The sequence below is a fragment of the Bacteroides sp. An279 genome (assembly GCF_002159615.1).
Lineage (GTDB): Bacteria > Bacteroidota > Bacteroidia > Bacteroidales > Bacteroidaceae > Phocaeicola > Phocaeicola intestinalis.
In genome coordinates, this window is sequence record NZ_NFJA01000104.1 from 1 (window position 1) to 12,178 (window position 12,178).

The window sequence follows — 12,178 nt, forward strand, 5'->3', positions numbered from 1 at the left end:
TGTTTACGCATAAAGTCATAGGTTTTATTAAGTTATTTCTTTCATTTACAAATTTAATAATTCTCTTGGCTTTATGCTATTTTGCTAGCACATTACAAACATAGGAACTGAATGTACGCAATCAGACTAATCAGGAATTACCAAGAAGCATTTCCTGGAGACTGTTTACACCTACGGATATTCTCACGCCATGTATTTGCGCATTCTAATGGAACATTCAGGGGCAAAAAATACAGATTGCAGATTTTTCCATCTTTTTTGCTTATTTTTTTGCCTTACTTTCTCAATGGGAAAACCTATCTTTGTGTGACATTTTTTTATAAAAAACATACGACCATGAAAAAAACATTTTTGATTGCTGGAATCATAAGCTTATTCTTGGCTTTCCCACTGGTGGGTAAAGCACAATACACAGAGTTCCGTCCTGGAGAAGTATGGAACGATACGGAAGGAAACTATATCAATGCACACGGTGGAGGCATTCTTTACCACAACGGTACATACTATTGGTATGGAGAATACAAGAAAGGAAAGACCATTTTGCCCGAAGGAGCTACGTGGGAATGCTACCGTACGGATGTGACAGGAGTGGGATGTTATTCATCGAAAGACCTGATGAACTGGAAATTCGAGGGTATCGTACTGCCTTCGGTAAAAGATGACCCTAACCACGACCTGCATCCATCGAAGGTATTGGAACGCCCGAAGGTTATCTATAACCGAAAGACGGGAAAGTTTGTGATGTGGATGCACGTAGACAGTGCCGACTATGGCAAGGCAAGTGCCGGTGTAGCAGTATCCGATTCGCCTACGGGAACATTTACTTATTTAGGCAGTTTCCGCCCCAACGATGCGATGAGCCGCGACCAGACCGTGTTTGTAGACGATGACGGACGTGCCTATCAGTTTTATTCTTCGGAAAACAACGCAACGATGTATATCAGCCTCCTTACCGATGATTATCTGAAACCTTCGGGACGTTTTACACGTAACTTTATCGGCATGTCGCGCGAGGCTCCGGCTGTATTCAAGCACGATGGAAAATATTATCTGATTACATCGGGATGTACAGGTTGGGACCCGAATGTAGCGGAAATAGCCGTAGCGGACTCCATTATGGGTGAATGGAAAACTATCGGTAATCCGTGTACAGGACCGGACGCCGAAAAGACATTTTATGCCCAAAGTACATTCGTAATGCCAGTAGCCGGCAAGAAAGATGCTTATATCGCGATGTTCGACCGGTGGAACAAAACGGATCTGCGCAACTCGCGCTATGTATGGCTTCCAATTGTATTCAAGGACGGAAAGGTTACGATTCCCTGGCGCAAAGAGTGGACATTGGACGTATTTGGCAAATGACAAGTTTTTGCCTGTTTACTTAGGAATTCTGCCGGAATAACCGTATCTTCACAGGAAAAGACCTGTCAAACAATTTAAACTTTTGGTAACATGAAATGGAAACACTGGGCTGCTTTAGGGGCAGCGTTATGCTTTTTGCCGGATATGTCTTATGCACAAGACGTAGCAAACCGGCTTGACTCGGTTTATATTTTCTCGTATGCTACAGCCTCTGATGCCGGACGTAGCGGACTGAAACTGGCGTGGAGCCGGGATACTGAACGCTGGTACAGCGTGGGCGACGGTTATGGCTATGTAAAGAGCGACTATGGAGCATGGGGCTCGGAAAAAAGAATGATTCGCCCACATCTCATGCGGGGAACAGATGGCAAATGGCATTGCGTATGGCAATTGAATGAAGAGGGAAAAGAACTGGCACATGCAGCATCTGCCGACCTGACCGACTGGAAACGCCAGACGTATTTCCTAAAAGGGAACGAAAGACAAATAAAACCGGAATTTACTCCTGCCGGCCATGAGCAACCTGCAAGTGTATGGGTAGAAGGTACCCTGCAACAAGGATATGTGCAGAAAGCCGCCTGGACGGAAGTGGATCACCTGATTCGGTTTGCAAGCTATCGTGCCAATAAAGCAAGAATGGAAGGTGAGCAGACTGTACAAGATGCCGAACGCTTTGCCGGACTGAAAGAAGTGAACCTGCAAGTAGATGTACATCCCGACAAGGCACGCCCCATCAGCGATAAATTAATAGGTGTATTTTTTGAGGACATCAACTATGGAGCCGACGGAGGACTTTATGCCGAACTGATACAGAACCGGGACTTCGAATATTCGTCTGCCGACCGGAAAGAATGGAACGGAGCGTATGCCTGGACCCTGGAGGGTGATGGTGGAAAATTTACAGTAGAGGCTGGTACCGAACCGATACACGCCAACAATCCTCATTATGCCATACTCGACATACACCAGCCGGGAGTAATGCTGAAAAACACAGGCTACGACGGCATTGTATTAAAGAAAGGTGAAAAATACGACTTCTCTTTGTTCGGACGGATACCGGCAGGCAAAAAGGGAGGCAAAATACATGTGCTGCTACTGGATAAGGACGGAAAAGAAGTAGCAAGGACTTCGGTGAAAATCACCTCGGCAAACTGGAAGAAGCAACAGGCAGTGCTGAAGGTAAACGCAGATGTCAATGCAGGCTCACTGGCACTGATACCCCAGCAAGCCGGTACGTATGAACTGGACATGATTTCGCTCTTCCCACAACACACGTTCCACGGGCATACAAACGGGCTTCGTGCCGACCTGGCACAGGCTATAGCCGACCTTCATCCACGTTTCGTACGTTTTCCGGGTGGATGTGTAGCTCATGGAAACGGTATTGCCAACATTTACGACTGGAAAGGTTCTATCGGTCCGCTGGAAGCCCGCAAGCCTCTGCGCAACTTATGGGGTTATCACCAGACACGCGGATTGGGTTATTTCGAATATTTCCAGTTCTGCGAGGATATGGGAGCCGAACCCGTTCCGGTAGTAGCTGCCGGCGTACCCTGCCAGAACTCGGCATGTATCCCGGGCAAGCTCTTGAGCGGAGGCCAGCAAGGAGGTATCCCGATGGAAGAAATGGATGCCTACGTGCAAGACATACTTGACCTGATTGAATATGCTAACGGTGATCCCCAAACCAACAAGTGGGCAAAAATGCGTGCCGAAGCCGGACATCCCGAACCGTTCAACCTGAAATACATCGGCATCGGCAACGAAGACCTGATAACCGACATATTCGAGGAACGCTTTACGATGATATACGAAGCTGTAAAGAAACAATATCCCGAAGTGACCGTCATCGGTACGGTAGGACCATTCTACGAAGGATCTGACTATGAGGAAGGCTGGGAACTTGCCACTCGCCTCAACGTGCCGATGGTGGACGAACATTACTACAACACACCAGGATGGTTTATCAACAACCAGGACTTTTACGACCGCTACGACCGCTCGAAACCGAAAGTTTATCTGGGAGAATATGCCGCGCACTTGCCTGGACGTCCCAACAACATCGAGACAGCACTTGCCGAAGCGCTTTACCTCACTTCGGTAGAACGGAACGGCGATGTAGTACAGATGTCATCATACGCTCCGCTGCTGGCAAAGGAAGGACACACCCAATGGAACCCTGACCTGATTTACTTCAACAACCAGGAAGTGAAGCCTACGGTGGGCTATTATACCCAGCTGCTTTACGGACAACATACAGGCGACAGTTACTTGCCTTCGGAAAACCGTACAGATAATCCACGCGCTGATGTGAATAAACGCATCGCCTCATCGGTAGTACGTGATAGCCGCACAGGAGATATCATCGTGAAGCTAGTCAACCTCTTGCCTGTAGCGGTAAATACCCAAGTAAACCTTCCGGCAGGTATTGATGGAAAAACGGCAACCTTGTACATGCTTTCAGGCAAGCCTGATGACAAACAGGCAAAACCTACAGAAAGTACGCTGGAGGTAAACAATGCATTCGCATACCAAATGCCAGCATACTCGCTGAACGTCATCCGTATCCCGATGGGAACCGAGAAATAATGGTAAATGTAAATGAAATCATGAAACAGCAAACATTCATTTTGTGGATACTTCTTTTCGTTTCCAGCACCATCTGTGCCCAGCAGTTGGTGAGGGTAGGCGAAGGATATAGCAATACATCGGTCAACACCACGGTGTTCCGCAACAATTCGCTGGTGACCCAAGGCAATACGCAATACATCGCCTATTACGCCCCCGACGGATACCTGATGCTGGGCAAACGTACACTGGGTGATACCGAATGGACTTTGCACCGTTCCCAATATAAGGGAAATGTGGAAGACGCACACAACATCATCAGCCTGATGGTGGACGGAAAAGGATACCTGCATGTAGCCTTCGACCATCACGGGCATCCGCTCAATTATTGCCGAAGCATAAAACCCGGCTCGCTGGAACTAGGTGACAAGGAATCCATGACGGGTACGGATGAACAAGACGTGACTTATCCGGAGTTTTACCGTATGCCCGACGGGAACTTGATATTCGTCTATCGCTCCGGAGCATCGGGACGAGGCAATCTTATCATGAACCTATACGACGTGACGACACGCCGGTGGGAACGGATACAGGATGTCCTGATTGACGGTGAAGGCAAGCGTAATGCTTACTGGCAACTCTATGTAGATACGAAAGGCACAATACACCTCTCGTGGGTATGGCGCGAAACCTGGATGGTAGAAACCAACCATGACCTGTGTTATGCCTATTCGCCCGACAAAGGAAAAACCTGGTACAAGTCGACAGGAGATGCATATACCCTACCCATCCGCGAATCAAATGCCGAATGTGCCTGGCATATTCCTCAGAACAGTGAACTGATAAACCAGACCAGCATGTGTACCGATGCCGAAGGACATCCTTACATCGTCACTTATTGGCGTGATGCCACCTCGGAAGTACCGCAATACCGAGTGGTATGGAACGATGGTACCCGCTGGAACATGCGTGAAGTGATGCATCGCAAGCTGGCCTTTTCCCTGAAAGGTGGAGGAACCAAGATGATTCCGGTTTCACGCCCGCGCATTGTAGTAGACGGAAACAAGGCTTACTTTATTTTCCGTGATGCAGAAAGAGGAAGCAAAGTCTCGATGGCATACACCGATGATTTGAAGCAAGATGACTGGCAAGTGAAAGACCTGACCGACTTTCCGGTAGAAGCCTGGGAACCAAGCCTGGACACTGAGCTTTGGAAAAACCGGAAACAATTGCATCTCTTCGTACAGGTCACCTACCAGGGTGATGGAGAGAAAACCGTCGACCAGGCTCCTACACCGGTATATGTACTGGAATTGGAATGAACGCAGGCTACAAGTTGACAAGCTGACGAGTGTAAAAAACTTCAAGCAAGCATTTAAGACCTTGTCTTCTTGTCAACCGATACCTCAATCAAACACTAACCATAAAAATAATAAGACCCATGAAAAAACTTTACCTGTTGGCTAGGGCATGCCTACTCGCCCTCTTACCCCTTACTTGCGCTTTCGCCAAACCCTCTGAGGCAGAGAAGGTGCGCCAAATTATCGACAAAGTGAATCAGCACTGGCAAGCGGAAAATCCGCCCGAAGTACGTGCCTTTTGGGACAATGCCGCCTACCATACTGGCAATATGGAAGCTTATTACCTGACCGGAAACCCTGCTTATCGAGCTTATTCCGAAGCATGGGCTACACATAATGAATGGAAAGGAGCAAAAAGCAACAACCGCTCCACATGGAAATATTCGTATGGCGAGACTGATGAGTATGTGCTCTTCGGTGACTGGCAAGTGTGTTTCCAAACTTACATCGACCTATACCAGCTCGACCCAGACGACCGGAAGATACGCCGCGCCCGTGAGGTAATGGAATATGAAATGAGTACCCCCCGGCATGACTACTGGTGGTGGAGCGACGGACTGTACATGGTGATGCCCGTCATGACCAAACTCTACAAGCTGACCCATAACCCACTATACCTGGACAAGCTGTACGAATACATCACCTACTCAGACAGTATCATGTTCGACCCCGAAGAGAACCTGTATTACCGCGATGCTAAATACGTCTATCCCAAACATAAAAGCTTGAACGGGAAAAAAGACTTTTGGGCACGGGGCGACGGATGGGTATTGGCCGGACTGGCGAAAGTGTTAAAGGACTTACCCGCCGACTATGCACACCGCAGGTTCTTTATAGAAAAATACCAAAAGATGGCACAGGCGGTAGCAGCAATCCAACAACCCGAAGGATACTGGACACGCAGCATGATGGACCCCGAACATGCTCCCGGACCTGAGACCAGCGGTACAGCTTTCTTTACCTACGGACTGTTATGGGGAGTAAACCATGGTTATCTGGACGAAACCACCTACATGCCTGTCATTAGCAAGGCATGGACGTATCTATCAGAAACCGCATTACAAAAAGACGGTTCAGTAGGTTACGTGCAACCCATTGGTGAAAAGGCGATACCCGGACAGGTGGTCGATGCCAAGTCTACCGCCAATTTCGGTGTAGGAGCTTTCCTGCTGGCAGCATGCGAGTACGTACGCTATCTGGAAGCTGGAAGCCAGCCCGACCGCGCTTACTGGTGTAAGCTGGCTTATGACATGGCAGCTCCTGTATTAAGCAACATGGCAAAAGAGGAACTGCAGAAAAACATGCAAGTGGAAGTCAGTCCTACCTGGGACGGACGCGACAAGCGAGTCACTTATATGGAATGTTTCGGACGCCTGATGGCAGGCATTGCCCCATGGCTTGCCCTGCCCGATGATGAGACCGAAGAAGGAGCCATGCGCAAGCAGTTGCGTGAATGGGCATTGCAGAGCTACGTTCATGCAGTCGACCCTGATTCGCCCGACTATCTCTTATGGCGCAACGAAGGTCAGCCGCTAGTGGATGCCGCATACGTGGCAGAAAGTTTCCTCCGTGCCTTCGACCAGCTTTGGATGCCACTTGATGAAACTACGAAGAAACGTTACATCGAAGAGTTTACCCAGCTTCGGCGTATCGACCCGCCTTATACCAACTGGCTGCTCTTCTCAGCTACTATCGAGAGTTTCCTCGCCAAGGCCGGTGCACCTTTTGATATCTACCGCATCAATTCTGCCATCCGCAAGGTAGAAGAATGGTATACAGGCGACGGCTGGTATGCCGACGGACCTTCATTTGCCTTCGACTATTATAGCAGCTATGTATTCCACCCTATGTACCTCGAAACCCTTGATGCACTGATTGACGCCAATAAACATTCACGCCTTGACTATCCGAAGTATTACCGCCGTGCACTGAAACGTGCGCAAAAGTACAGCCTGGTACTGGAACGGTTTATCTCGCCCGAAGGAACCTTCCCAGTCTTCGGCCGTTCTATCCCTTACCGCATGGCTACGATGCAACCTTTGGCTCTGATGGCATGGTACCGTGAATTACCCGCCAGTGTCACTCCAGCCCAAGTGCGTTGCGGACTTACTGCCGTACTGAAGCGTATGTTTGCCAATGGGGATAACTTTAATGAAGGTGGATTCCTTACCATCGGATTTACCGGACGCCAACCTAACGTAGCCGACTGGTACACGAATAACGGAAGCTTGTATATGACCTCGCTCGCCTTCCTTCCGCTGGGACTTCCGGCAAGCGATGCCTTCTGGACAGATGCTCCGCAAGACTGGACCAGCAAGAAAGCATGGAGCGGCCAACCCTTCCCGAAGGACCATCATTGGAGCGATGACATCGTAACAAGAGACCTTTATTGATTGGGAGACATGTCAACCATCATAACAGGCAAATGACCCGGAAAGGCATAGACGGACACAGATTTTCATTTACTCTTCTGTGTTTCTCTATACCTTTCCGGATCATCTGTATGCCATGAGACAATTACCGTACACCATATATATTATTCGAAACGGATGGAACGTGCCGGATGGATACGGCTAATCAGGTAAGAAGGTCCCACCAGCATCAGAACCGATACTACCAGCGTACCGGCATTGAGTAACAACCATATCCATAGATTCAACTCTATAGGGACGGCATCGATGTAATATACCGCAGGGTCGAGCCTGACAGGACGGAAAAAATACTGCACGGCACAACAGGTCAGGGCAATGACATTTCCCCACAACATCCCTTTCCGGATAAGGAACACGGCAAACGAAAGGAAAACCTTACGGATAGCAGTATTGTCTGCACCCAATGCCTTCAGCACACCAATCATGTTGGTACGTTCCAGAATAATGATAAGCAACCCTGAAATCATTGTGAAACCCGCCACACCGACCATCAAGACCAGAATAACCCATACGTTGATGTCAAGCAGGTCGAGCCATGCGAAAATTTGCGGATAGACCTCTTCAATGGTTTGTGCATAATAACGACCTCCATACTTGTCGGTCTTCTTATCGAGTGAAGACAGTATATACCCGTTTGTTTCATCTAGCAAGTCATAATCAGTCACCTGTATTTCCAAGCCACCCACCTGCCCAGGCTCCCAATTGTTCAGCCGCTCCACCGTGCGAAGGTCGGTCAGCAGGAAAAGGTCGTCGTATGAAGAAAAATTAGTTTGATAGATACCAGCTACGGTCAGCCGACGGGCACGAATATTGTTTTCCAAATAATATGTATAAAGTTTGTCTCCCACTCTCACCCCCAGACGGTCGGCTATCGTTTTCGAAACCAACACCTGATTGGAAGAAACCGAATCGGTAAAAGCGGGAATATGCCCTTCCTGCAAATGACGGTGGAGGAACGTCGTGTCATATTCTTGTCCGATACCTTTCAATACGATTCCCTGAAAATTATCGGAAGTCATAATCATACCCGGCTTGGTGGCATAGCGCTGCACATGTTTTACCCCCGGCATCTTTTCCAATGCCGATATCAGACTATCGTCACCTACCACGGGAGTGACTTGATACGACTGTACTACATCCAGACTGGTTACCAGAATATCCGCCCCTAGCCCGATGACCTTATCGCGCACTTCATGCTTGAAGCCGACAACCACTGCCACCGAAAGAATCATCACGGCAAGCCCGATGGCAATGCCCACCATCGCAATGCGTACGGCAGGCTTCGAAACATTCCGGTCACCTTCCTTTTCTTTGGTCTGATAAATCCGGCGGGCTATGAAAAGCTTCCAGTTCATGATTAGTCGTCTACACGTCCGGGATAAGCCTCCAATGCCTTACGTAATACAAACAACGCCCGGAGCAAGTCTTCTTTCTTCAAGACGTATGCCAAACGCACCTCGTTCACTCCAGCCCCCGGTGTGGTGTAAAACCCTGCAGCAGGAGCCAGCATCACAGTCTCGCCTTCGTAATCGAAATCGCTCAGACACCATGCACAGAACTTCTCGCTATCATCCACCGGAAGCTTTGCTACGGTATAGAATGCCCCCATCGGGATAGGAGAATATACGCCCGGTATGCGGTTCAACCCGTCTATCAGACATTTGCGGCGTTCCACGTATTCATCGTACGTTTCCCGTGCATATTCTTCAGGTTCGTCGAGCGAAGCCTCGGCTGCTATCTGCCCGATGAGCGGAGGACTCAAGCGTGCCTGGCAGAACTTCATCACCGCCTTACGCACTTCTTCATTCTTCGTAATCAACGCACCGATACGGATGCCACATTCCGAATAGCGTTTCGACACCGAGTCTATCAGCACCACGTTCTGCTCAATCCCCTCCAGGTGACAGGCAGAAATATAAGGAGAGCCGGTATAGATAAACTCGCGATACACTTCATCGGAAAAAAGAAACAGGTCGTATTTCTTCACCAGGTCACGAATTTGGTTCATCTCGCGACGTGTATAAAGATAACCGGTCGGATTATTGGGATTACATATCAGAATACCCTTCGTCCGTTCGTTAATCAGCTCTTCGAACTTCTCCACCTTGGGCAACGAAAAACCTTCATCGATGGTAGTAGTCACCGTACGGATTACCGCCCCTGCTGATATGGCAAAAGCCATGTAATTGGCATACGCCGGCTCGGGCACAATGATTTCGTCGCCCGGATTCAGACAGCTCAGGAAAGCAAACAATACGGCTTCCGACCCGCCTGTGGTGACGATAATATCATCGGCATCCAAATGGATATCGTATTTCTTGTAATAGCCTACCAGCTTCTCGCGATAGCTGCGATATCCCTGACTCGGACTATACTCCAGCACCGTGCGGTCGATATGGCGAATCGCATCAAGGGCCGCTCGCGGGGTAGGAAGGTCTGGCTGACCAATGTTCAGGTGATAGACGTGGATTCCTCTCGCTTTCGCAGCTTCTGCCAACGGCGCCAATTTCCGGATAGGCGACTCGGGCATTTCTGTTCCTCTGATGGATATATGTGGCATAAATACAAATTTTATTAAATGTGCTCGCAAAGATAGTTATTTTTGAACACAGAGACACAAAGACACCGTGTTTTTTTATTTTTTAGACAGGAAGAGGTTGAATACTGAATACAAGAACACCCGTATCCGCCCCATTATACATAAAGGATCATTCGCTGTAAGATTATTAATCTTCAGGCTGCAAGATTATTAATCTTACAAGCGGAAGATTATTAATCTTACACCAAACGAAGTTATCTGCGTGCAAAACGAAGATATCTTCATAAGGCATTTCAGTTGGTTGCTACAGCCCATGAAGACAACTGAAACGATAAAGGTATCCCCTCAAAAAGAAAAAGGCAGTTCACTTCTGCCCTCGAATAAAAGGACACTAAACTCTATCAAAAAACATAAAAAGCCCTTGCCCGTTTGCCCGCTTATCAGGAAAAAGCCCTATATTCGTCCACGTTAATAATCTCTTCTGTTTTAACTTAACGATTATGGATTTATATTTGCTCATATTCACATCTGAAGACTACCGCGCGGAACAAATTTACAAGTGCCATCAAGAACTTTTCATGGCATTAGAGAAGCATTTCACCCTCCATCTGGTACCCTACACCGAAGTAGACCACATTCCGGCAGGAGCCTACAAAATGCCTTTCATCGCCGACGGATGTGTGGCAGATGTCGTAATCCGCAACTTCAGCATATTCCCCTATCCCATCACCATATTGAGCGACGGACAGAACAATTCGCTGGCAGCAGCCCTCGAAATAGCAGCCTGGATAAGGACCAAAGACATGCGGGCGACTATCATTTACGGAAAAGTATCCGACATGGTACGTCAAGTATTGTTTCATTACCAGGCTTTTGCCGCCAAACACAAGCTGAAAGGAAAGCGCATCGGACTGATAGGAACACCTGCCCCGTGGCTAGTGGCAAGTCATGCCGACTATCTGCTGACCAACCGCCGGTGGGGAGTAAACTTTATTGACATACCGGCAGAAGAAGTGTACAAGCTCTATTACGGCATCACCGATGAAGAAGTAGGCGTGGAAGCCTCGATACTTGCCAACAGAGCCCAAGCCTGCCAAGACACCACCCCTGAAGACCTGCTCCGGGAAATGCGTCTGTATTATGCTACCAAGCAAGTATGCGAAAAATACCAGCTGGATGCCGTGACCCTTTCCAGTTTCTCGATGTATCAGGATTTAAAAAGTACGGGCTGCCTGGCGGTGGCACTCTTGAATGATGAAGGCATACCAGCCGGAAGTGAAGGCGACCTGCAAGCCATCATGACTCTGCTGATGGTGAAAGTGCTGACCGGACAACAGGGCTTCATCGCCAATCCATCGTTCATCGATGTTGGAAAGAACGAAGTATTGTTGGCACACGACACCATCGGTACAAAAATGGCCGAACGGTTCATCCTCCGAAGTCATTTCGACACCGAAAAGGGCATCGCTGTACAAGGCATCCTCCACGAAGGAGAAGTAACCGTATTCAAATGTGGAAGCGAATGTCTGGACGAATATTATGTGTCGCCCGGCTACCTGACCGAAAACACCAACATCATCTCTTTATGCCGCACACAACTGCTGGTAAAACTAGGCAAGCCTGTAGAGTATTTCCTGAGAAATCCGCTGGGCAATCACCACATCCTCATTCAAGGGAACTATTGCGACATAATACAGGAGTTCATGCAACAAAACCGGTGTAAACTGAGGGATTAAACACAGCCGACAGGGTATCGGTTGACAAGGTTCTGAATGCTATCCAAAACCTGGTCAACTTGCCAACCGATACCCACCGTCAAGTTAGAAGTGCAACTCCGCCACCGCCTTCCTCCGTCCTTGGAGCGTAGCGGAAAGGGCGGAGGAAGGCGGTGGAAGCCCGGAATCAGGGTCATCCGG

7 protein-coding genes are annotated in these 12,178 nt (G+C 48.5%); 5 read left to right on the top strand and 2 right to left on the bottom strand.

What is annotated here, in order from left to right; all coding sequences use genetic code 11:
* The first annotated feature begins 336 nt into the window (after positions 1–336).
* The 4 genes from B5F78_RS14270 (at position 337) to B5F78_RS14285 (ending at position 7,684) form a co-directional block, all read left to right on the top strand.
* Positions 337–1,362, top strand: a complete 1,026-nt coding sequence (locus B5F78_RS14270; RefSeq protein WP_022040208.1) for a glycoside hydrolase family 43 protein — start codon at positions 337–339, stop codon at positions 1,360–1,362.
* A gap of 90 nt (positions 1,363–1,452) precedes the next feature.
* Entirely contained in the window at positions 1,453–3,951 is a 2,499-nt protein-coding gene (locus B5F78_RS14275) for an alpha-L-arabinofuranosidase C-terminal domain-containing protein (protein ID WP_087407035.1), read from the top strand.
* Positions 3,952–3,971: 20 nt separating this feature from the next.
* A complete protein-coding gene (locus B5F78_RS14280; RefSeq protein ID WP_087407036.1) occupies positions 3,972–5,252 on the top strand; it encodes a BNR repeat-containing protein in 1,281 nt (426 codons plus the stop codon).
* Positions 5,253–5,371: 119 nt separating this feature from the next.
* Positions 5,372–7,684: a DUF2264 domain-containing protein gene (locus tag B5F78_RS14285; RefSeq protein ID WP_140400170.1), complete on the top strand. Its 2,313-nt coding sequence runs from the start codon at positions 5,372–5,374 to the stop codon at positions 7,682–7,684.
* Between the two features lie 143 nt (positions 7,685–7,827).
* Here B5F78_RS14285 and B5F78_RS14290 read toward each other — a convergent pair whose 3' ends face one another.
* Entirely contained in the window at positions 7,828–9,078 is a 1,251-nt protein-coding gene (locus tag B5F78_RS14290; RefSeq protein ID WP_087207278.1) for an ABC transporter permease, read from the bottom strand.
* Between the two features lie 2 nt (positions 9,079–9,080).
* Positions 9,081–10,283 (bottom strand): pyridoxal phosphate-dependent aminotransferase, encoded by a 1,203-nt coding sequence (locus B5F78_RS14295; RefSeq protein ID WP_022040203.1) that lies wholly within the window; start codon positions 10,281–10,283, stop codon positions 9,081–9,083.
* A 479-nt stretch (positions 10,284–10,762) separates the two neighbouring features.
* On the opposite strand from B5F78_RS14295, the gene B5F78_RS14300 reads away from it, so the two are divergent.
* Complete coding sequence (locus B5F78_RS14300) at positions 10,763–11,998, top strand: fucose isomerase (RefSeq protein WP_087250902.1); 1,236 nt, start codon at positions 10,763–10,765, stop codon at positions 11,996–11,998.
* Positions 11,999–12,178: the final 180 nt, after the last annotated feature.

Bases quoted from the DNA above. Each gene is read 5' to 3' on its own strand.
- B5F78_RS14270 (WP_022040208.1), top strand. From the start codon at position 337: ATGAAAAAAACATTTTTGATTGCTGGAATCATAAGCTTATTCTTGGCT.
- B5F78_RS14275 (WP_087407035.1), top strand. From the start codon at position 1,453: ATGAAATGGAAACACTGGGCTGCTTTAGGGGCAGCGTTATGCTTTTTG.
- B5F78_RS14280 (WP_087407036.1), top strand. From the start codon at position 3,972: ATGAAACAGCAAACATTCATTTTGTGGATACTTCTTTTCGTTTCCAGC.
- B5F78_RS14285 (WP_140400170.1), top strand. From the start codon at position 5,372: ATGAAAAAACTTTACCTGTTGGCTAGGGCATGCCTACTCGCCCTCTTA.
- B5F78_RS14290 (WP_087207278.1), bottom strand. From the start codon at position 9,078: ATGAACTGGAAGCTTTTCATAGCCCGCCGGATTTATCAGACCAAAGAA.
- B5F78_RS14295 (WP_022040203.1), bottom strand. From the start codon at position 10,283: ATGCCACATATATCCATCAGAGGAACAGAAATGCCCGAGTCGCCTATC.
- B5F78_RS14300 (WP_087250902.1), top strand. From the start codon at position 10,763: ATGGATTTATATTTGCTCATATTCACATCTGAAGACTACCGCGCGGAA.